The sequence below is a fragment of the Siminovitchia sp. FSL H7-0308 genome (assembly GCF_037980985.1).
Taxonomy (GTDB): Bacteria; Bacillota; Bacilli; order Bacillales; family Bacillaceae_C; genus Siminovitchia; species Siminovitchia thermophila.
Window position 1 is genome coordinate 2,564,228 of record NZ_CP150282.1, and the last position, 22,088, is coordinate 2,586,315.

At 39.6% G+C, this 22,088-nt stretch carries 18 protein-coding genes and 1 CRISPR repeat array; all 18 genes read right to left on the bottom strand.

Translation table 11 applies throughout. From position 1 onward, the window contains the following. Nucleotides 1–10: 10 nt before the first annotated feature. Nucleotides 11–1,147 carry a response regulator gene (locus MHB50_RS12260; RefSeq protein ID WP_077112150.1) on the bottom strand — a complete coding sequence of 379 codons (1,137 nt, stop codon included), beginning with the start codon at nt 1,145–1,147 and terminating at the stop codon, nt 11–13. Nucleotides 1,148–1,936: 789 nt separating this feature from the next. After that, nucleotides 1,937–2,617, bottom strand: coding sequence for a class C sortase (locus tag MHB50_RS12265; RefSeq protein WP_077112148.1), 681 nt, complete (start codon nt 2,615–2,617; stop codon nt 1,937–1,939). After that, a complete protein-coding gene (locus MHB50_RS12270) occupies nt 2,607–3,434 on the bottom strand; it encodes a class C sortase (protein ID WP_077112146.1) in 828 nt (275 codons plus the stop codon). Before MHB50_RS12270 ends, MHB50_RS12265 begins: the two co-directional genes overlap by 11 nt. Before the next feature lie 89 nt (nt 3,435–3,523). Then, nucleotides 3,524–5,101, bottom strand: coding sequence for a SpaH/EbpB family LPXTG-anchored major pilin (locus MHB50_RS12275; protein WP_340083847.1), 1,578 nt, complete (start codon nt 5,099–5,101; stop codon nt 3,524–3,526). A gap of 11 nt (nt 5,102–5,112) precedes the next feature. Next, entirely contained in the window at nt 5,113–5,856 is a 744-nt protein-coding gene (locus MHB50_RS12280) for a MucBP domain-containing protein (RefSeq protein WP_077112142.1), read from the bottom strand. A gap of 20 nt (nt 5,857–5,876) precedes the next feature. Continuing rightward, nucleotides 5,877–6,482 carry a hypothetical protein gene (locus tag MHB50_RS12285; RefSeq protein ID WP_077112140.1) on the bottom strand — a complete coding sequence of 202 codons (606 nt, stop codon included), beginning with the start codon at nt 6,480–6,482 and terminating at the stop codon, nt 5,877–5,879. A gap of 77 nt (nt 6,483–6,559) precedes the next feature. Beyond that, nucleotides 6,560–7,885 (bottom strand): vWA domain-containing protein, encoded by a 1,326-nt coding sequence (locus MHB50_RS12290; protein ID WP_340083848.1) that lies wholly within the window; start codon nt 7,883–7,885, stop codon nt 6,560–6,562. 634 nt (nt 7,886–8,519) lie between these two features. Then, complete coding sequence (locus MHB50_RS12295; protein WP_339163910.1) at nt 8,520–8,786, bottom strand: hypothetical protein; 267 nt, start codon at nt 8,784–8,786, stop codon at nt 8,520–8,522. A gap of 57 nt (nt 8,787–8,843) precedes the next feature. Then, nucleotides 8,844–9,113, bottom strand: coding sequence for a YesK family protein (locus MHB50_RS12300; protein ID WP_339163912.1), 270 nt, complete (start codon nt 9,111–9,113; stop codon nt 8,844–8,846). Between the two features lie 902 nt (nt 9,114–10,015). After that, nucleotides 10,016–10,366, bottom strand: coding sequence for a DUF2200 domain-containing protein (locus MHB50_RS12305; RefSeq protein ID WP_077112134.1), 351 nt, complete (start codon nt 10,364–10,366; stop codon nt 10,016–10,018). 743 nt (nt 10,367–11,109) lie between these two features. After that, the gene (locus MHB50_RS12310; RefSeq protein ID WP_205179266.1) at nt 11,110–12,393 is read right to left on the bottom strand and encodes a glycosyltransferase family 2 protein; all 1,284 of its coding nucleotides are present in this window, start codon (nt 12,391–12,393) and stop codon (nt 11,110–11,112) included. Between the two features lie 516 nt (nt 12,394–12,909). Then, nucleotides 12,910–16,334: direct repeats of the CRISPR family, unit length 30 nt; unit sequence GTTTCAATTCCTCTTAGGTAAGATGTCAAC. Nucleotides 16,335–16,397: 63 nt separating this feature from the next. Continuing rightward, nucleotides 16,398–16,538 carry a hypothetical protein gene (locus MHB50_RS12315; protein WP_340083849.1) on the bottom strand — a complete coding sequence of 47 codons (141 nt, stop codon included), beginning with the start codon at nt 16,536–16,538 and terminating at the stop codon, nt 16,398–16,400. A 44-nt stretch (nt 16,539–16,582) separates the two neighbouring features. Continuing rightward, on the bottom strand, nt 16,583–17,434 hold the full coding sequence (locus MHB50_RS12320) for a metallophosphoesterase (protein WP_340083850.1): 852 nt from the start codon (nt 17,432–17,434) through the stop codon (nt 16,583–16,585). Between the two features lie 45 nt (nt 17,435–17,479). Beyond that, nucleotides 17,480–18,286 carry a histidinol-phosphatase HisJ family protein gene (locus MHB50_RS12325; protein WP_340083851.1) on the bottom strand — a complete coding sequence of 269 codons (807 nt, stop codon included), beginning with the start codon at nt 18,284–18,286 and terminating at the stop codon, nt 17,480–17,482. Nucleotides 18,287–18,316: 30 nt separating this feature from the next. Next, a complete protein-coding gene (locus MHB50_RS12330; RefSeq protein ID WP_340083852.1) occupies nt 18,317–19,147 on the bottom strand; it encodes a metallophosphoesterase in 831 nt (276 codons plus the stop codon). A gap of 30 nt (nt 19,148–19,177) precedes the next feature. Next, nucleotides 19,178–20,326 (bottom strand): ABC transporter ATP-binding protein, encoded by a 1,149-nt coding sequence (locus MHB50_RS12335; protein WP_077112126.1) that lies wholly within the window; start codon nt 20,324–20,326, stop codon nt 19,178–19,180. A 12-nt stretch (nt 20,327–20,338) separates the two neighbouring features. Beyond that, on the bottom strand, nt 20,339–21,166 hold the full coding sequence (locus tag MHB50_RS12340; protein ID WP_077112124.1) for a carbohydrate ABC transporter permease: 828 nt from the start codon (nt 21,164–21,166) through the stop codon (nt 20,339–20,341). Continuing rightward, complete coding sequence (locus tag MHB50_RS12345; protein ID WP_077112122.1) at nt 21,156–22,046, bottom strand: sugar ABC transporter permease; 891 nt, start codon at nt 22,044–22,046, stop codon at nt 21,156–21,158. The genes MHB50_RS12340 and MHB50_RS12345 overlap by 11 nt, the downstream gene beginning before the upstream one ends. Nucleotides 22,047–22,088 lie beyond the last annotated feature (42 nt).

A 22,088-nucleotide genomic window follows, 5' to 3' on the forward strand; every position in this document is an offset into this window, starting at 1 on the left:
ACTTTATAAATCAAGAAATGTATTGAGTGAACGACGTTCGCTTTTCCCAGTTTTCGTACCATCTTTGAATATCTTCCCTGGGAAGAGTTCCATATTCCTCTTGCAACATTTTCTTTAAGTGCGTATATTCTTTTTTCACCGAATCGCGTTTCTTTAATGCATCATACAACTGCATCAGCATGAAATAACTATCTTCTTCAAGTGGCTGAATCTTTTGCACACGCAAATAAAGCAAGATGGCTTCAGTATAATCTTCATTAAAGATAAAATAATCCGCCAACCGTTTGATATGGCTTAACCAAATCACTCTTAACCGCTTTCGTTCATTATCAGCCCACAAATAATCATCTTTGTCAAAGTAATCGCCTTTATACAAATCAAGTGTTTTTATGTACTCTGGAAGCGTTTCTCTTGTCAAAAACGATAACCTTTTCATTCCGTTTTCCCATTCTTCAACATCTACACGCACATCATTTAGTTCCAGCTTATAGCTATTTTCGGAACTAATAATTTTAATCGGGAAGTCAATGGATTTCAAAGTCTTCCGAATTTGATAGACAGTAGAATAAAGTTGGGTGAATCCATCTTTCCAACCGGCATTCGGCCAAAAGTATTCCAGCAGTACATCCTTGCGTACAAATTGCTCGCGATGATGTATCAAATAAGCAAACAATTCCCGAGCTTTCGTTGTTCTCCAATAAACATCTATCATTTCGGGTTTTTTTCCGTCCATTTTAAAATGAAGTTTATTAAAACAACAAACCATCGGTGAAGCAGCTGTTTTTTTTCCAGTCAATTCCAACAGTTGATCAATCGTTTTAAGCAATCGTTTCTGCCGAATCGGTTTTACGATATAATCCGCAGCATTGATTTCAAATGCATCTACTGCGTATTCATTATGTGCTGTTACGAAAACAATCTTGACACTTGGCATCAACCTTTGAATTTTCTTCGCTAAATCCATCCCGCTTATTTCAGGCATTTCGATATCGAGAAAAACAGCATCAGGGTGGTTTTTTGTTATTTCTTCCAACCCTTTATAGGCATCATTGTATTTCCCGATAATTTCAATTCCACCGATTTCATCCAACTTTTTCTCCAAGAACTCTAGAGCCAATGATTCGTCATCAATAAGTATTACTCTCAAGCAAAATGTACCCCCTCTAATTATATAGTACTTTTTTACCATATCAATATACCCATTTTTATCCAAAATGAAACTTTAGACCTACTTTTGTGAGTCTGAGATTGGGTGACATATCATGAATCACTAGCAATACACTAGTTATTTTTGAACTTCCGTATAAGTTCTTTTGAAAAAGTGTCAAACAGATAAAATCCCTATTGCGCATCACATTTTCTATTTGCGTTAAACATGTACGGGTAGACTAAGGAACGACGATAGTAAAAAAGTTGGGTGGTTGGATGACCTAAGTAACTTGTGGAGATCAAACATTGTGATAGTATAAACGAAACGGTTAACAAAGTTGAATGTATTTGGATCAACTTACATGATTTGTCCGGTTGAACAGACAACAAGAAAACGCAGCTTCGGCTCACCCGTTAGCAAACGAATTGGAAGCCTGCATATTGTAAGAGTTCGACACTTTTCCGGGAAAAAAAGTTGCCGCTGTTCAATTGTGCCCAAGTTTTTTAAAGAGCTTCTCATCATTGATTAGATGCAGGAGCTTCAACTCTTAGAACTGGGCATTTTTGTTATAAGGAGGGTTGTGTCCACAAAACCCTTTAACTATGAAAAAAGTAATGAATACACATCATTGCGAACTGTCTACCACCTCCATTGTAAAGTATTTTTTTTTGTTATACTAGTAAAATATTGAATATTTTTATTATTGCGAATTGATATTATTGCTTTGGAACAAGCCAAAATCAACCATTTCTCCTGGGTTTAATGATGTCCTCGGGCGGTAGCATCTTACTGATCCCGCTCACCTTGGATCAACAATCGCTGATAATCATAGCGATAAGGATGACACGTTAATAACGTCGCCAAATCCCTATTTTCTTCCACTTCCAAAGAGTCCGTTTCGTGGGGCTCAATCACCTCTTGATTAAATACACGGTAGGTTAATGTTTCGTTCATCGTATGAATGTAAAATACATCGCCGTCATGCAGTTCATCTATATTTCGAAACATCGCTTTTGTTCCCATTCCACGATGGCCGGCCAATACGGTATGTGTATTTTCCCCGCCAAGCGGCAATGAAGAACCTTCCACTTGGCCAATTCCTTTGCTTAACACTTCCTCTGATGAACCTAAATAGATCGGTATCACTAATTTGAGCTTCGGTATTTCAATGGCTCCAAAAATATCATCATTGCCAAAACCGAGGCATTCATTGAATGCTGTCAACTTTTCTTGATTGTCCCCCCACGGATCACGAAAGCCATCCAAATCATAATAGATTTCTTTATTACACTTTTGAGCCCGTGCCATCAATTCATTAATCTCGTCATCCGATAAATGGTCCAATCCGCTTTGAAAGTTCTCCACCTGACTCTTTTGCAGATAGCCATTGACGAGTTGCGCGATATGCGGGTAACCCAAAATAAGGAGGCCAATAAGAAATAAGAACATAATACCTTTATGTTTCATCGGTCGCCTCCTTCTTCTTTTTCCTTCGGTAAATAAAGTAAATAAGGGAAAGAAGAACGAGAGCTGCCAGCACATACACATATACAGGTACCCCGTCGTTTTCACTTGCTTGTTTTTCCTCTGGAGAATAAGGTACACGTTTCCCCTTCACCAACAACCGGTGTGTATTGACCATATATGGTTCACACGTCAGCAAGGTGACGATATCTTCATCCTGCTTCATTTGCAGCCAGTCTGTTTCATGCGGCAGCACGATGTCAACATCAAACACTTCATAGGCCATTTTTTCATCAAGCACTTGGATAAAAAATTTGTCGCCAAACGCTAAAGAATCCAAATTTCGAAACAGCTTTGAAGTAGGCAGCCCCCGGTGGGCCGTTAAAACGCTATGTGTCCCCGCTTTCCCTGTAGGTAAGGAAGAGTTTTCCAAATGGCCTACCCCTTTCGATAAAACCTCTTCGCTTGTGCCATGGTATATGGGAAGCTGGATATTGATTTTAGGAATGTCTATGCTGCCGATGGCGGGCCCAACATTCAAGGCATCATAATAACTGTTATTCCCGCGTCTTTCATCCGATTTGGCATCTTCCGAAAAAGGGTCCACAAAATCCAATTGTGAATCGGCTAATTCTTCGTTATGTTGATCGGCTTTCTTCTTTTCCGCCTCTATTTGTTCCTTATCCATCTTTTTTACTTTATCGCTATAGCCATGGACAACGGATTGGTGCACTTGTGTAGATAAAATATTACTTATCATAGGATAGGAAAAAATGCCTAATCCAATAAAAAATATGGCTATGACAATTGCTTTTTTCATCGCTTTCCCGTCCTATCGTAAATAAATTTTATTTTGGCATTAACAAATAAATGGGAGAGAAATCATTCCCTCTCCCACTTATTACGCTTTTAACCTACTTCAGCACCCGATTTTCTACGACGTACATAAAGAACGAATGCCGTAACCATCAATGCCAATCCGATAAGCGTAAACAGAGTTGTACCGATACCGCCTGTTGTTGGCAGCTCCCAATCTGTTTTGGAGTTATCGACCGTGATCGTTTGCTCATGGTTGCTTTTATCAACTGTAACGTCAATCGGCTTTGTTAATTTACGGTAACCTTCCGGCGCTTTTGTTTCTACTAGTTGATATTTCCCGTAGTCAAGCTCCTTGAAAGAAAGCTCCCCATTATCATTCGTTACACCGCTTTTGATCACATTACCTTCTAAATCGCGAAGTTCAAATTCCGCACCCGCCAGTCTTTTTTGAGAAGACTTATCTTGCTTAATGACTGTCAAATAACCCGCTGTCGGATTAACAGGTGTTTCATCCGTTTCTTTATGCCCGTCATTTCCATGCTGATTTTCAAAGTCGATGATCGCTTTGTTATTAATCACTTCATTAGGCGGCGCATCTTCTGCGATTTTTGCCTTGAAAGAAATTTTCATTTCTTTCACGCCTTCAAGTGCGGCGAAATTGTGCACTGTCCATTTCAATGTTTGGCCGTTTTGCTCAAATGTCAGGGCGGATGGATCAACACCTTCAACCGTCCAGCTCCCATCGACGAAAGATAATCTGTCATCCAACACGTCCGTAATTACAAATTGTTTGTATTTGTGAATATCGCCAGGGAGTGTGTTTGTAATCGTATAAGTGACTTCTTCTCCACGGTTCATATCACTTTCATCGACTTCTTTTTTCGGTTCGGGAGATTTATAGTTATCAATATTGACCTCTACAATTTCCCCTGTTGTTGTTCCATCTTCTTCAAATTTCCCGCTGTTTTGAATAGAGAACGGGACATTTTGGCTGCCTAATACATAGCCGTCTTTTGTCGCGACTTCTTTAAAGAAATAGTCGCCATAGGCAAGACCATCAATGCGAATTTTTCCATCTGCGTCTGTTGTGAAAGTACCTTCCACTTGTGTGCCGTCTTTGTGATAAAGTTCAAATACCACGCCATCTAATGCTTTATTCGTGTCACCATCCACTTTCGTCAGCTCAACAGCTCCGCGGATTGTTTCGTTTTTCGGATAAATGTGAACATCATAGTTTAACGTGGATCCGTCTTTACTTGTCATCGGAATATCGACATAAAACGTATCCGGATTTAAATTGACATGATCTGGACCACCCGTTTCAACAACTGAATAACGGCCCAAAGGCAATTCTTGTGTTACCTCGCCATTTTCATTAGTCGTTAACGTATATTCCGCCCCATCGCTTACTTCAGTCCAATTTTCTCCATCATAAGAATGTGTTTGTTTTACTTTGTATACAACTCCTGGCAACGGCTTTCCTTTAGGATTTTGGCCAGAAGAGCCATCTGGTTCGCCCTGTTCAGTGCCAGGCTCCTGCTCATACTTATGAATCGTTAATGTCCCCGACGTCCGGTCTTCTGCACTGGCAAATCCTGTCGGCAGAAGTAAGCCAAAGATAAGTAATGCGGTTAATATTCTATAAAACCCCGATACTGTTTTTCTCATGTTATTTCCCCCTATAATTTGTCTTTCGTCCTACGCCTTGCATTTTTAAAGAACAACCAAAAGCATGCGCCTGCCATCAGCAGGATGCCAAGTCCATAAAACCCAAGGGCACCGATGCCCCCCGTGTCCGGAAGTGTCCAATCGACTTGCGTATTTTCCACTGTTTTTTCAACATGCAAATGCTCTTTCGTAATGTCCACCTTGATCGGATCTGTTAATTTTCGATAGCCTTCTGGCGCTTTCGTTTCAACAAGTGTGTACTCGCCCCAGTCCAGATGATCAAATAGGATGATTCCGTCTTCTCCTGTCGTTTTCGTGGCGATCAAAGTGTTGTTTGCGTCGTACAATTCAAATGTCGCGCCTGCAAGAGCTTTGTCATGATCATTTTTGTCTACTTTCTTAATTGAAAGCGAACCCAGTTTTTTCTTATACACATAGATGACGGTTTGCTCTTCTTTTGTAAAAGTACCCTCTGCCGGTGCGCTATCTTGGTGCATCTCTTTAAACTCATAACCGGGAATCTTTTTCTGCTCCGTGGTGTAAGTTTCACCGATTTTTCCTGAAAGAATCTCTTCTTTGGCGATTGGATTTCCGTCTTCATCGACGTACTTTACTGTAATATCACCAGCTTGCAATTCCTCGGTTTTTACATATCCAAACCAAACCGTTTGTTTTGGATTTGCTGCGGTCAAACGGACATTCGTCGGATTTTCCCCCACATGAAGCGTATAACCGGGAACATCATTAGCCGGCACCGAGTATGTTTCATTAAACTTTAACTCTTTGCTTCGATTTTCTTCATGGAAGACATCATAAAACTGCTTGCAACCACATTGCCATTGCGGTCAATCGGTTGGCCATCAACATTTACACGGTAGCCCTTTTTAACAATTAACCCTTTATCGATCCCGGCTTCCGGGATTGGAAAAGGTTTTGTTGACGGCTTTCCGCTTGGATCCGTGTAATTCAAAGGCGTATCGCCATTCGTAGGATATAGAACGTTTCCTTGCGGATTTTTATCCCAGTCGATCGTGATTTTGTATTTCAGTCTGTATACCTCATCCTCTTTGATGTCTCCCACATTCCACGTGAATGTTTCTGTTGCATCATCCCATTTGACGGTTCCATGTGAGGCTGTAAAATTTTCACCGTTATAGCTGCCGTCTTTAACAAGATTAAACATCTCGCCCATTGGATCGGTAACAATAGCATTTGTTGCCGCATAATGGATTTTAGCCGCGATATCTTCAAAGATTTCGCTTAAATCATCTTGGCCGCCGAGATAATAGCCTTTATTCTGACTATTTTCAAGCACGTACGTTGCATTCCTGTTGCGGCCAACTTCGAGGCCGACTGAGTAAATGCCGACTCCGGCGTTCATAATATGCTTTGCTTCAGATATTGTAGCGATTCCGTTTGTTTCGACGGTATGACCATTGACACGGTAGCTGTACCACCCTAGATTGTAGCCCCCCCTGAACCGATGATCGTATTGTAATCAAAATTGGACAGGATAAAGCGATATTTATTCCCAGGCCATGAATAGGCTGATGCATTACTGGCTTGAAAGCTGTACGTCGGTTCACCATCACTTAATACGACGATAACCTTTTGATCTGCACTGCTTCTTGCAAGCATCGTTTGTGCTTGGTGAAGCCCGGCTTGAATATTCGTGCCGCCTGATGGCCAAACACCATTAATCGCGTTTTTTAATTGTCTTTTATTGGAATATCCGGAAAAATCCTGATTTATGGTGGCTTGATGATTAAATGAAACCAATGCGATTCTTGTCGAAGAACCTTCCAATAGAAGATTGTCAACAAATTCATTAGCCGCTTGTTTGGCTTTTGACAATCTCCTTCCTAGCCCCATACTGTTTGATTTGTCCAGTACGAGCACTATATCAGAACTCGTTTTTACATTTTTCCCTTCAATCGCTAACTCAACTTCCCATTCGGCATATGTACCGGTTGGAGTAGCGTCTTTCATTAACTTGAGAGAGCCTGGAGCAGGCCATTCACTTCCACTTTGCATTCCTGCTAAAGCACTTGGCCTTGCCGTTGATAAAAATGGAGGATGGGGTTTCCCTTCTATCTGCTTTACATCCTTTTCTTCTGGACCCGAGTTTTCTATTTTGGGCTTTTCTTCTGGAGGCGAATTCTCTACTTTTGGCTTTTCATGTTCAGTTTCTTTACCGGCTTCATTACTTTCTTTCTTTTGATCTGAAGAGTCTTGATCTGGCGTTGTTGGTTTTTCCTGATTCTGATTTGCAGGTTTTTCCTCTTCAGCCACTTGCCCATCATCGTTGATTACTGAACCTTCGGAACTTTCTCTCGGCAACGTTGTTTGATCAGACGCTTCGAATTGGCCATCTGGAAAAGTCGCAAGCGCTTGAACTTCATAGATTATTTGTTTTGAATCTTTGATGTTAGTTACCAGTTCCAACTCAAATGCTTCACTTCCAGCCGGTGTTTTGATGTCGTAACCATCAGCTGTTTTTTTGATTTCAACATTCTGTATTTCCGTTATAGAACCATGAGTTAAACCTGGACTAAAGCTTATCTTTGCGCCGATTCCGTTATTTTCTTGGCCAGAAGCATTCATCACAACGTGCCATTTGATCGCTTCCTTGCTTTGATCGACTTTTTTGACTTCGATTCTCCCGTTACTTTCCCCATGTCCTGCGCCTAAAGCTGGATTCGCAAAGGTTGTTGGAATTGGGACAAGTAATTGCAAAATCAATAACATACTAAAGAGAATCGAAAATCCCCTTAATTTTGTCAAGCAGTTTCCCCCTTTCCCATATGATTGGGTCCTTTATGGAGCTTATTGAAAACAAATAACCCAATGGAAATAAATCAGATGCACATATTCAATAACCGGTATATTTCTGGTCAATTCATATACAGCTGATAGCGTTTCCAATTAGGAAAAAGGTCACAAATAAAGCAGGAAAAAGAAAAATCTGGCTGTTTTGTCATTACAACGCCAAAGCAAAATGTCCCATATCTGATCAATTTCTGTACATTTCATGTACAAATCGGTATAAATAGAGGCTGAAAATAAAGCAGAGAAAGAGCAATGTGGTTTTTTACTTGTTGTTACGGTACAAAAAGCGAATACAACCCTTATATGAATTTTTTCTAGGCTAAAGCAAGCTTGGCTGATTCGAAAAAAGCATTTATGGTGGAAAAACCCGCTGGAGGAGCACCATAGAATCATGAAGAAAGAATGGCAGTAACATCTGAGAAGCGGAGGAAACAAATGGAACGTCAAGGTGGTTTCCAAATCCGTAGGGAAAGTTATTGAAAAACGCAAATTGATCGCGCGTCCTAACAAATCGCCCCTTTTTCAACCACTAAAAAAACCATCTTCACTTAGATGGCTTTTTTAATTAGTTATGATTGATTTTCATTTGTCATGCAGCATTAACGATTGCTTGTCTTTTTAACATTGTCAAATACAAAAATGGCAGAAGTTTGCCTATAAAAGAACCTGTATCGTCCGCAAATGCGTACAAAAACACCCCCATCATGAACCAACCATCCGGGATGAATAGGTATGAGTAGATAATAAATAAAACCGATCCCACCGTAGGAACGATCGCCGGCAATAAATAATATATTTTTTGCGGGAATTTTTTAATGAAGTAATACGAAGGTATGTAGAATATCATAATCGCCATTAAACCAGCTAAAACTTTATCTTCCCTAAAAAACCGACTCGAAGCAAAAGGCAATCATCAATAGCCTTTTTTCTTTTTAAAGGCCTCATAAAACGTTAAAACAATTAACGAAATGAAAGCCCCCATAAATAACGCTAAACTGAAAACACCGAGCCCCATTCCTTCCCAACTTCCAATTGAAAAACTAATAATCAATAAAATGATACTCAACGCTAGTACGATATATGGTAATATAAGGCTTTTTCTTTTGAATACAACAAGGGAAACAATAGTGGTCAAAAAAGCGATCATCATTGTCATTGTCATAAAGCTGGGAATGCCGTTCATGGTCAATTCTCCTCTCAAATTTAAAAGGGCCTTGCTCCCGCCGATTTTACTCCGATAACAGAGCCTCAGAGAAAGTTCAAAGATGGAAAAAGAATACGATTTTGTATGATATAAGGCATTTTACGAAAAAAGATTTCCATATGGGCCCTTTCATGAAGACAGCTCCCTCAAAGGTTATCATTCTTAAAAACTTCCAATATCTTTGCCCATGCTATCACACTGTTGGGGGCCCTTGACACTCTTCAAGATCCCATTTCAATTCAGTCCATAAAACCGTAAACTTTTATGCAGAAAATAAGCTGTCAATTCCGTCCAATAAGGTGCTTATTTTTATACAGGCTTTCATCACCCATTTACGTAGTTCAACAAACAAGAAGCATAATCACCGTTAACTGTATAAAACGTAATTTTCCTATTGAGATTCTACAAGTTCTATATGAAGTACATCACTTCTTGTGCTGAAAGGGTACAGTAATGAGCAACCGCGACTGAATCGTATGCTCCCGCAAGTATGCTGCTCGGCGCCGTCCATCAGCTTTTTCATCAGAAAAACCGTTCCACATGCCTTCGATATCCTTTCGGCAGCTAACAAGCGATGCTACTGCGAAGTCAAATTGGAGATTCGCACAACTGCCGCCTTCCTTCGTTCGCCTGGATAAAACGTCATCTCTCCGGACGACGCGTAACCGCCGTTCACTCCCGGCACAGCATGAACAAAGTCAGCCGTTACAGCTTGGACATGATTAGGATCATCGAAAAATAGTGGAGAAAAAAATAATTACTTATAATCGCCTCATAGCCATAAATCCGATAACAAAACTCATTTGGCTGAAGTTTCAACAACAAAAACACCGATTCTTTTTAGCTTCAAATGGGGAATCAGTGTTTCTTATGTTTCATTATTATTTTCGCAAAATCTTCTCCATCGCTTTTCCCTTTGCTAACTCATCGATTAGCTTATCCAAATAGCGAATTTCCCGCATCGTTGGTTCTTCGATTTCTTCCACTCGGACGCCGCAGACAACCCCTTTGATCAAAGCACGTGAAGGATTTAATTGGGGAGCTTCCGCAAAGAAGGTCTCAAAATCTGCATGTTTTTCCAGTTGTGCTTCTAACCCTTCCTGGCTATACCCTGTCAACCAGCAGATGATTTCATCGACTTCTGATTTTGTACGCCCTTTTTTCTCTGCTTTCGTAATATAATGAGGATAGACACTTGCCACACTCATTGTATAAATCCGATGTTTGGTCATATTACATCCTCCCTTACATGGTTTTTTTACTATAGCAAGAAAATTAGTCATGTTCAAACGAAGCAGCCGTCAATTATTTATTCAAATCCTGCATTGATTTCCAGCGAAATACCCGATGATTTTTAAACAAATTGCTCTCCAAAGCGCCGAGCATCATTGATCATTCTTTGACACTGATGTTATTGGCCGCCCGATATGAGCCAATTGGACTAAAGCGGGCAGGGTGTAATCGTTGCTTTTGGAAAAAGAAATTTCCCCCATCACCTAACTCACATTACGGATCTTTAAGTTTCAAAATTTTGGCTCTGACATGTAATGAAATTAGGATCCAAAATCCGCCGGTGGCTCTTCAAAAGGATATCCTATTTATGATTGAAGGTCACCTGGATTCTTGGAGAAACCCGCTCTCTCCTAATCGATTTACATACCGCTTTTCCTCAACAATATTCATTCTTAGCTTGCGGTGTAGGCCCATTTTATGAGACATGGGCGATTATCGCTTGATCATACTCGGATTCAGCTCCCACGTGCATTATGTATTTTTGATAAAAAACACGCCTTCAATCGGCGTGCTTCATATTATTATGTTATAAGCCGAAAGGGCTAACCGCATGGCATTAAGGCGCCCTTTTACACTGACAGATCGCACCCAGATGATCAAAAGCTGCGGTTATCTGAAGATGGCGACATAATGTTTGTCATAACAAACTTTAGTTGAGATCACCACAGTATGGCAAATCATATTACCTTACATCGTCAAGAGATTTTGCAACTGTGTGAGCAATCGGTTTCCATTCTACATCCTTAAACAAGGCGACGACCGCAATCGGCAAATAGGTGAACATAAACAATGGAAAAGTGATCGTGTAAGCAATTTTTTTCCATCCAGAACAATGAATTTTTCTCCACTCCGTCAAAGTTGTCATAAAACCAATCATGAATAGTATTCCATAAAACCAGAAAGCGGATTTTACCATTGCAATGGTCGTTGTCTGAACAATCCTTTTTTCATCAACAAATTCAAATAAGCCTGCTAAGTAAAAAAATACATTAACGATAATGCTGATGCTGGAAAAGAGTATGGCCGGCATGATTGTCATGGTCATGTCATAACACGAAAACCAGTTGCTCTTTCCTTTAAATATACAACCAATTAATGCTCTTCCATATTTCGAAAAAACTTGATAAAATCCTTTGGCCCAACGTAATCTCTGATGCCAAGACTGGCTAATGGTTATTGGCTGCTCATCATAAAACATGGCATTTCTACAGTATCCGATTTTTTCACCCTTAATAATTTGCGAAATGGAAAATTCAATGTCTTCTGTAAGAAGATGGTAATTCCAACCACCATTATCTTTAATCAGATCAGCATGCACCAAAAATCCCGTTCCAGAAATGGCACAACTAGCGTTTAAGACCATTCTGGGAAGATTAAGATATTCAGCTTCATGCAAAAACCAAAGAGCATAGCCTGCAGAAATCCAGTTCTGATCATAGTTCTTAGAATTTCTATAGCTTGTGATCACCCTGTATCCTTGATTAAATGTTTTGTTCATCTCCATTATATAATGCTCATCAAGGAGATTGTCCGCATCAAACACAAAATAACCTTCATACTTTCTGGACGCATATTCACTTTCAATGATTTTGATCATATAATCCAGCGCATATCCCTTTCCAACCTGCGTTTTATTAAAACGCTCCCTCACAATAGCTCCTGCTTTCTCGGCAACCCTGGCTGTATTATCGGTACAGTTATCTGCTACTACGAAAATATCAATGAAGTTTTCGGGATATTTCTGATTTTTAATACTTTGGATAAGCTGTCCGATGACAAGCTCTTCATTTCGCGCTGCAATAATGACAGCGTATTTGTTTAATACATTGCTATTCCCGGAATGTTCACCCTTTTTGGCCTTGAGGGCAACAAACAAATATACAAATTTATACGAATACAACAATGTAAATAAAACAAACATGATTAAATTAAAATCATTAATAAAAGTTGATATAGGTGCGTCCAAGCTGATACCTCCATGATTTATCATAGTATTTTTAACAGAAGATTCTTCTATTTCCCAATGACTCACATGATCGTGGAGGATAGTGAAAATAAAAATTGAAGCATCTAGTTATACGGCATAATAGCATGGTGCCTTTCTTTTAGACGAATGATCGTTTCAAACAAAATGCTTCGAGATCCAATCATGATCCCTTAAAGCAAAAGTATATAACAAAAATTCAAATCCCAAATAAAAATTATGTTAAGAGTAAGTAAAAATTTCCGCAATAAAAAAACCTATCGCTCCAATAGAATGATAGGCAAGCATCCTGATTTTTATAAATACACGTCTGATCAACAGAAACCCAAGGGGAAGGACGGGCTGGGACATAAGCAAATACGACCGTACAATTCATTTATAATTGTTCGGTTTATTTGTTAAAAAAATCCCTATCATCGCTACGTCAACATATTTCGCTTTCCCCAGGTCTCTCAGCTTCCTTGGAAAGCAAAGGTCGCTTTCCTGGGGGATCTTACGGTTTCAATTCCTCTTAGGTAAGATTTCAACAATGCCAGCCGACAGTTCGACCGCCAGCTCCGTTGAGGTTTCAATTCCTCTTAGGTAAGATGTCAACATTGGCCAATGAATGGAAAGGATTTAAACATTGGTCGTTTCAATTCCTCTTAGGTAAGATGTCAACTCTAACCTTTTGCAGACGGGACATGCTTTCGGTTCAGGTTTCAATTCCTCTTAGGTAAGATGTCAACCCCATAGCATCGTCGATTTCTTTTGGTGAATGTTTCAGTTTCAATTCCTCTTAGGTAAGATGTCAACTCGTTCCTAACAAAATTGAGAACAGAACAACACTAACAATGTTTCAATTCCTCTTAGGTAAGATGTCAACGAGGACAGAGTTCATGTCTAAGCAGGAAAGAAAGGATGTTTCAATTCCTCTTAGGTAAGATGTCAACAATTCAGTTTGCTCATCACTATTTCTTGTTTCTTCCTGTTTCAATTCCTCTTAGGTAAGATGTCAACCGACGATCGGGTATGATTCGGCTGAGCCTTCATTGTGTTTCAATTCCTCTTAGGTAAGATGTCAACTGGCTAGACTTTGCATAGTGAGCAACTCCTTTGTTCTGTTTCAATTCCTCTTAGGTAAGATGTCAACTAGAAAAGTCAGAATCCCAAGCAATAGAGAAATATAGTTTCAATTCCTCTTAGGTAAGATGTCAACACGAAGACGGAATATCAAAAGAACCAAAAGAAGAGAGTTTCAATTCCTCTTAGGTAAGATGTCAACTTGAAGGTGGTTTTATGGATTCGACAATAGATATTGGTTTCAATTCCTCTTAGGTAAGATGTCAACGCAACGAATCGTAGGCCACGCCGACATACAGACGAGTTTCAATTCCTCTTAGGTAAGATGTCAACCTGCGACGCACGGTTTAGGAAACCGGAAAACATCCGTGTTTCAATTCCTCTTAGGTAAGATGTCAACCTGACAAATCCACGATCTGGGCATCATCTTTGTAAAGTTTCAATTCCTCTTAGGTAAGATGTCAACTATATTCCTCATATACCCGGTCATTGTCAAAGTCATCGGTTTCAATTCCTCTTAGGTAAGATGTCAACTCGAAAAAACGTATGGCAACGAATACAAGCGGAGGCGTTTCAATTCCTCTTAGGTAAGATGTCAACTGAGGCCTTTCGAAAGGATATAGCGGAGTTTAACGAGTTTCAATTCCTCTTAGGTAAGATGTCAACGATTAAAAAGCTCGTCGACTATCGGTGGCAGGGTCGGTTTCAATTCCTCTTAGGTAAGATGTCAACGTAAGGAAAACCGAAAAATCAGATGGTGAACTATACAGGTTTCAATTCCTCTTAGGTAAGATGTCAACCCTGATGAGTTAGCTTAAAATCATCACCTAGAGCAGTTTCAATTCCTCTTAGGTAAGATGTCAACGCGGATTGCTCCGTGCCGTATTTGTGGGGGTCGGGGCAGTTTCAATTCCTCTTAGGTAAGATGTCAACGCTTTGGTATCAACTGAAACAGGCTTGAATAAGTCGTGTTTCAATTCCTCTTAGGTAAGATGTCAACGTTTGTTCATCTCTGCGAGCGCATTTTTCTGGCTGTGTTTCAATTCCTCTTAGGTAAGATGTCAACGAATATCCACTTACCGTGGGAGACGCTCTATTTCCGTTTCAATTCCTCTTAGGTAAGATGTCAACTAGCGTGCCGAATGCGCCTATAATCCATTCCATGCCCGTTTCAATTCCTCTTAGGTAAGATGTCAACAATTTTCATACTTATCAACGAGATTTTTGACAGCTACGTTTCAATTCCTCTTAGGTAAGATGTCAACCACACAACCAATCCTTTGATAAACTGTTCCACCTCAGTTTCAATTCCTCTTAGGTAAGATGTCAACAATGTTGGTGAGTATGCACATCTACTCACTTGACCAAGTTTCAATTCCTCTTAGGTAAGATGTCAACGAGCGTGGGGGGTATGCACTGTGAAGAGATTGGTTGGTTTCAATTCCTCTTAGGTAAGATGTCAACAAGCAGCACTCCCAGCAAGTGCAGGAGCGTGTTTCCGGTTTCAATTCCTCTTAGGTAAGATGTCAACTGGACAAACAAGAGGATGTCATCATTGGCACACTCAAGTTTCAATTCCTCTTAGGTAAGATGTCAACTCACCGGAGTGGTTGCGGGATGGCAAAGCAAAGAAGTGTTTCAATTCCTCTTAGGTAAGATGTCAACCGGAGGCTTTCGGGCTCTCCGCCGCTTTGTCACTTCGGTTTCAATTCCTCTTAGGTAAGATGTCAACGGACAGCGCAATGCGTGCCGTAAATTCGGACAGTCCTAGTTTCAATTCCTCTTAGGTAAGATGTCAACGGTCCCCCGCCCCCGAAGATACGGGAATACTAGAAATGTTTCAATTCCTCTTAGGTAAGATGTCAACGCGGAATACGAAAAAGTGCGGGCTGAAGTTAATCGGTTTCAATTCCTCTTAGGTAAGATGTCAACGGTAATGTCGATGGACTTTCCGCGCGAAATAATCAAGTTTCAATTCCTCTTAGGTAAGATGTCAACGTACAACATTAGCAATAGGGATTTTGTGACGATCCATGTTTCAATTCCTCTTAGGTAAGATGTCAACCTCAAATGGCTAAAGAGGTGATTGACGGAAAACACGGGTTTCAATTCCTCTTAGGTAAGATGTCAACTCAAATTCCGCTACTTTCTTTTCGCGGAAATCAAGGTTTCAATTCCTCTTAGGTAAGATGTCAACAAAACAGGAACGGACGCACAGTATCTATCTCGTATATGTTTCAATTCCTCTTAGGTAAGATGTCAACCTTTTCATCGATTGTTAGTTTTCCAGTCGAGATAGCCTGTTTCAATTCCTCTTAGGTAAGATGTCAACCGGGTTACTTTTATTTGCGGTATAAATACGATAGTAGTTTCAATTCCTCTTAGGTAAGATGTCAACCGTTTCGCATTTAAAGCATCGTCGATTTCTTTTGGGTTTCAATTCCTCTTAGGTAAGATGTCAACGCGTAGAAAGTTTAAATGGAATCGAACGGTTATCCAGTTTCAATTCCTCTTAGGTAAGATGTCAACCAACGCCGTTGTATGTTATGTTCTCTACGCTCTCTATGTTTCAATTCCTCTTAGGTAAGATGTCAACCAACCATTCCCTCGAAATCTCCCGTTACCAAAGCCTTGTTTCAATTCCTCTTAGGTAAGATGTCAACGGTTGCGGAAAGCGTTGGAGAAGATTGGCAGTCCGAGTTTCAATTCCTCTTAGGTAAGATGTCAACCAATCAAGCCCTCTATGATGTTCTTTCCAACTTCTTTGTTTCAATTCCTCTTAGGTAAGATGTCAACGGTTGACAGTATTGACAAAGCGTCTGATGAAATTTGTTTCAATTCCTCTTAGGTAAGATGTCAACCCCCAAACAACATGCCTCTTACCATCTTATTGTATATCACATACTTCGCGAAAATAAAAGTGATTATTTTCCAAATAGCTTCGCTTCATTGTGTTTACTGCCTTTTGTCCCATGTTGGTTTGTCGTCGATCCCGCGGGTTTGGTGTCACGAGATGGATCGACGACAATGGGTGTTTTTTCATGATACAACATCAAGCTTGTCATATATCGCTGCTCATTCTTTGGCCAACAGTACTCCTAGACGATTTTCAGAACACTTTCCCAGTTTCTGTAACTGGTTCTTGAATCTCTACGAGCAAGTTGCGGTCGGATTCTTCTCCATGCGGTTGCTCGATAGGGACAAATCCTGGTATTTTTGTGTTGACAATCGCGATCTGCTCCATAAGCGTCTCGTCATCAATCGAAATCATGTCGATATTCACTTGGCCGTCCTTGATTTCTACTACTCGGAATGCGGGAACATCCAGGCATGCAGCGGTTTGAATGTAATGCCAACTACCTTGCTGAACAATTGAGTTTACATGATTGTGACCACAAAAGTAAAACCCTGCACCTCCACTTTTATTCAATAGTTCTTTCATGCCTATCTCCGGATGAATCGATAATTTATCGATGGTAGAACGCGCAGTCGTATCATAAACAGGATGATGGGCGAAAACAAAGACCGGCTTGTCGTTCGATTTTTCTAGTTGAAATTGTAGCCATTGTAGCTGTTCTGCATCAATTTCCCCGCCCCAGTCATCCCGATTCATTTCTTTGGTTGTGTCCAGAAAAATCAGATTCGCTTCATCCGTATCAATCGCCTGGTAACGCTGCTGTCCGGTCACTGTCAAAATGTCGCTTTTGGGAATAGATAACGCATCATGGTTGCCAAGCACGTGGATAAAATTGCGGCTGCTGTCCATCCGATTAAGCACATCACGAAACTCCTCGGGATACCCTTCATGCGTAAGATCTCCCAATGAAATATGATAATCCGCATCGATTTCCCAAAACGCATCGATCAAGACGCTAAAAACTTTTTCTCTTGCTATACACATTTCTTCAGTGCCGTCCCCCATGCGCGAATAATGAAGGTCTCCCATTAGAACTAGTTTCATTGTCAATCCACCTTTTACTTATTTTTCATCGCCATCAATACGTTTTTAAACGATTTTTATCGTTTCCGGCTGACGGCTGGTAAATGTATAAATATATTTGAATCCTGCTTCCTTCGCCATATCCAAAGCTGTATCTAAATGATAGCCAACTGTGCTAGCGGCATGCGAATCTGAACCGATCGTTAACACTTCTCCTCCCAACTCCTTATATAATTTTAACACTTTCATAGAAGGCAGGGGCTCATTTAACGTCTTTTTGGCAAATCCAGAAGTATTAATCTCTATACCGATATTTCTCTCAATCGCTTTTTTAAAAATCTCTATTAAACCTTCCTTACATACGTGAAAATCATATGTCCCCAAATAATCCACGTCCACCGCATATCGTTTCATCAAATCCAGATGTGCCACTACATCAATATCGGCATTTCTAACTAATTGATACACCTCTTCAAAATACCTTTGATAAAGTGATTCAGGTTCTTTATGGACCATATAAGATCGAATGTCTTGATTTTCAATATTGTGTACAGAGCCCAGTATAAAATCTAGCGGAAGCCCCTGTAATTGTTCATGATATGTTTCTTGCAATAAATGCGGCTCACATAATTCAAGTCCAACTTTTATCTTCAGGCGCTGTCCAAATAGATGCCGACATTGTTCAATTTGTGAAAAATAACGTTTAAAATCCATATGGCCATAGGTTATCGCCTGAGGATTCACCGAGAAATGCTCTGTAAAACAAATTTCGTTAATACCTTTCTTGATCGCTTCTTCGCATACCGATTTCATAGATGCTTGAGAGTCAAATGAATTGTCTGTGTGATGATGATAGTCAGTTAAATACATCATATATTTCCTTTCAAAAAAATGAATGATTGATTATCGTCCATAATGCTTGATTGTATGCCTTTCATGCTCTTCATGTGTTATAGCCCAAACAACATCCTCTTGCGGATTTACATAGATCGGATGTGAAAAAATCTCCCGGTCGCGAAGTGAATAGTAATTATAAGAAACCCGGTTTGTATAATTCACCATTTCTTTTGAGTTATGCACACCGAACGCTAGACTCTCAATGGAAAATTGAGGGATGCTCCCGATATAATTGATGCCGGGTAAATGGAGATGTCCACTATGAATGCTGATAACGTCGCTGTTTTTAAGAATATCAAATAAGCGATCAGACACTTCTGTTGTTTTCTCGCCATTCCATATTAATGGGTGATGCATAAATAATAATGAGCCGGTTTCTGATTTTTCTTTTAAAATCGCTTCCAGCCAGTCTAACTGCGCCTCTGCTACATATCCCCCATGCATATGATCAACGGACGTATCTAAAAAAATGAGGCGATAGCCGTTCATCGCTTCCACATAATCCAGTGAAGTTGATTTATTTTCGATATGATAAAAACCTTCATAGTAATTTTCTTTATCATCATGATTTCCTAAACAATAAAAGACAGGGAAGTCAGACGGAATTTGATCTTCCACAATTGACTTTAACCCCCTATAGTCTTCCGCACTTCCATCATGTACAAGGTCACCTGTGATGGTAATAAAGTCAATGTCTCCAAAATTAATATGTTGAAGTACTTCGATCAGATTTTCTGCCGGGTCTTTCACTCCTTTAAAAACTTCTTCCAGCGGATCATTGATATAATGATTTCTAAAATGAGTATCGGACAATTGAATAAATGATAAGCGATTCATGTGCATCCCCTTTTTTCTCATTAGATGTTTTTATTGTAAAACTTCAAGCAAATGTTCGTCTGTTCCACTCGCAACTTTCTTTTTCCGAATGATATTTTCGGGATAACCCAAATTGTTCTCTGTTGCTTTATCGAACAAATGAATTTCATCCATCGTTATATTTACGAATACTTCTTCACCAGCTTTGAAAATATTAAAAGCCTCTATCGCGATTATATTTTCTCCTTCCACATCTAAATGAATCGCAAAATTGCTTCCCTGGTTTTCTGAGTGTTTCACTTTTGCGCGTATACTTCCTGCTTGCGGTGATTTCGTTAAATGAATATGTTCAGGACGGATACCTAACACGATTTGATGATAGGTACTTTTTTCCACATAATTCTTCCAATCATCACTGAGTTGTAAAGATTGCTTTCCAATAGTTAAGAGACCGTTCGTATAATGGACATTTTCCAAAATATTTGTCGGGGGATTGCCGATAAATGTAGCAGTAAAAATATTGGCGGGCCGATGGTACACATTTTCCGGGGTATCGAGCATTTGCAATTCCCCTTTATTTAATAAGGCAATCCGCGTACCGAACGTCATCGCTTCAATCTGATCATGTGTCACATACACCATTGTTTGTTTATATTCATGATGAATATCCATCAGTGCTTCACGGGCGGAAATTCGCAATTGGGCATCTAAATTAGAAAGTGGTTCATCCAGTAAAAAATAATCACTGTTCTTTACCGTGGATCTTGCTAAAGCAACCCTTTGTCTTTGGCCCCCGGAAAGCTCACTCGGTTTTCTGTCATAGTACTGTTTTAATTGCAGAAATTCAGCAGTGGCATCCAGCCTTTTTTCAATTTCATGTTTCGGTACCTTCTTCACTTTCAGCGCATACGTAATATTTTCTTTAACCGTCATATGCGGATATAAGGCATAATTTTGGAAAACCATTCCAACGTTGCGTTTTCCAGGCGGAATGTCATTTACCCGCTCATTTCTCATATAAAGGTCCCCATCAGTCACCTCTTCCAGACCGGCAATCATTCTTAATATCGTTGATTTTCCACAGCCCGAAGGCCCTAACAACACTAAACGTTCACCTGAATGAATTTCCAAGTTTAAATTGTTAATAATCACATGATTTCCATAGGATTTTTTTACATTTACAAATTTAATATTTGCCATTACCGATTCCTCCTATTTAATTCCAGATGCTGTAAATGTTCCAATTATATATTTTTGGAAAATCAGATAAAGCAATAGTGGAATGGACATTGTAATCACCGACACCGCCATGGCTACCGCAAAATTCGTACCGCCTTCGGAACTGATAAACATCTGGAGTGCCAAGGGCAGCGTATAACTTTCTTTTGATTTTAAAATCAATGAAGGCCACACAAATTCGTTCCAAGAATTCACGAAAAACCAGATGCCAACAGAAGTAATTTGTGGGCTTATCAGTGGTAACACAATATCTTTCATAATTCTAAAATGGCCGATCTCATCCAACTTCGCCGATTCTATTAACGAATAGGGGATGGATCTCATCACTTGCGTTAACAAAAAAATTCCCACCGCATCCGCAACTTGGGGTAAAATAACACCTGCGATATGATCTGTTAACCCAACTTTAGACAACATGATATAATTCGGAACCATCGTTACAGTAAATGGAATAAAAATAGTTGCAATGAATAGAAAATACAAAGGTTTCTTTCCTGTAAAACGGAAGAAAACAAGCGCATAGGCTGCTAAAAAAGATGTTACTAATTTTAATATCGTTACCGTGGTCGCAATCGTAAAATTGTTCATAATGATTTTGAACATCGGTAATTGCTCAAATAATTGATTGTAGTTTTCAAAAGTTGGCGCAGTTGGAAATATCGCCAACACATTATCATAAACATCCTGTAAACTTCTAAACGATGTTCCCAATGCAAATACGATGGGCATAAGCCAGATCATCACAATGGCAATAAATACCCCAGTCCAAATAATAGAAGGCAATCTACTCTCAATTTTCATAGTGGACCCCTCTTTCTACAAATCGAAACTCCAACACGAGAAGCAGGACAAACAATAATAATGTGAGCATTGAAAGTGCTGCCGAAGTCCCCGTGCTGTAAACATCAAATGCATGGTGATACGACTGATAAATCAAGTTTGAACTTGCCGAATCAGGGCCTCCCTGAGTGATGACTTTTACCGGAGTATACACATACTGTAAACCTGTTACGATCGTCATAATCAGAATATAAACACCCGTGGCGCTGCTCATCGGCACGACAATGTCCTTTAAAATTCTCCAACTTGGAATATTATCAAGCTTTGCCGCTTCGATGACTTCGCTAGAAATACCGGAAATAGAGGCATAAAGGGTGATAAAATTATAACCAAATACTTTCCATGAAGTAATCAAACAAATAATGAAAATAACAAGACCTTCTGTTTGGCTCCAATTTGGAATGGATAACCCAACATATTTAGCGATTTGCGCTACCGGTCCGGAAATAGGGTTGAGCATCCATGTTGTTAAGATGGAACCGACCACTAAGGATATAAAGGAAGGCAGGAAAAATGCCGCTTTAAAAAAGTTTTTAAATTTGCGTACTAATAAATGAAGGACGAATGCAAAAATATACGGGACAACAAAGTTTAACATTAACAAAACAACGATATACCAAAAAGTATTCAGCAATACTTTATACGTGGTGGCATCTGTTAACACTTCAACATAATTGGCCAACCCGACAAACTCTTTAGTAGGTGCGATCATATTCCATTCAAAGAAGCTTAAATAAAAGGTGTATAACGTCGGCCAAAGCACAAATAAGCTAAAAATCAATAAAGCAGGTGATAATAGCAGGATTGTTTTCCATTGTATCTTCTGAAGATGACTGTACATATGAACCTCCAATTTCGTTCTTACAATGTAATAATAGGAAAA

Bases quoted from the DNA above. Each gene is read 5' to 3' on its own strand.
- MHB50_RS12300 (WP_339163912.1), bottom strand. From the start codon at position 9,113: ATGAACGGCATTCCCAGCTTTATGACAATGACAATGATGATCGCTTTT.
- MHB50_RS12330 (WP_340083852.1), bottom strand. From the start codon at position 19,147: ATGAATCGCTTATCATTTATTCAATTGTCCGATACTCATTTTAGAAAT.
- MHB50_RS12325 (WP_340083851.1), bottom strand. From the start codon at position 18,286: ATGATGTATTTAACTGACTATCATCATCACACAGACAATTCATTTGAC.
- MHB50_RS12275 (WP_340083847.1), bottom strand. From the start codon at position 5,101: ATGAGAAAAACAGTATCGGGGTTTTATAGAATATTAACCGCATTACTT.
- MHB50_RS12295 (WP_339163910.1), bottom strand. From the start codon at position 8,786: ATGGCGATTATGATATTCTACATACCTTCGTATTACTTCATTAAAAAA.
- MHB50_RS12270 (WP_077112146.1), bottom strand. From the start codon at position 3,434: ATGAAAAAAGCAATTGTCATAGCCATATTTTTTATTGGATTAGGCATT.
- MHB50_RS12345 (WP_077112122.1), bottom strand. From the start codon at position 22,046: ATGTACAGTCATCTTCAGAAGATACAATGGAAAACAATCCTGCTATTA.
- MHB50_RS12285 (WP_077112140.1), bottom strand. From the start codon at position 6,482: ATGAACGCCGGAGTCGGCATTTACTCAGTCGGCCTCGAAGTTGGCCGC.
- MHB50_RS12265 (WP_077112148.1), bottom strand. From the start codon at position 2,617: ATGAAACATAAAGGTATTATGTTCTTATTTCTTATTGGCCTCCTTATT.
- MHB50_RS12305 (WP_077112134.1), bottom strand. From the start codon at position 10,366: ATGACCAAACATCGGATTTATACAATGAGTGTGGCAAGTGTCTATCCT.
- MHB50_RS12320 (WP_340083850.1), bottom strand. From the start codon at position 17,434: ATGAAACTAGTTCTAATGGGAGACCTTCATTATTCGCGCATGGGGGAC.
- MHB50_RS12335 (WP_077112126.1), bottom strand. From the start codon at position 20,326: ATGGCAAATATTAAATTTGTAAATGTAAAAAAATCCTATGGAAATCAT.
- MHB50_RS12340 (WP_077112124.1), bottom strand. From the start codon at position 21,166: ATGAAAATTGAGAGTAGATTGCCTTCTATTATTTGGACTGGGGTATTT.
- MHB50_RS12315 (WP_340083849.1), bottom strand. From the start codon at position 16,538: ATGACAAGCTTGATGTTGTATCATGAAAAAACACCCATTGTCGTCGAT.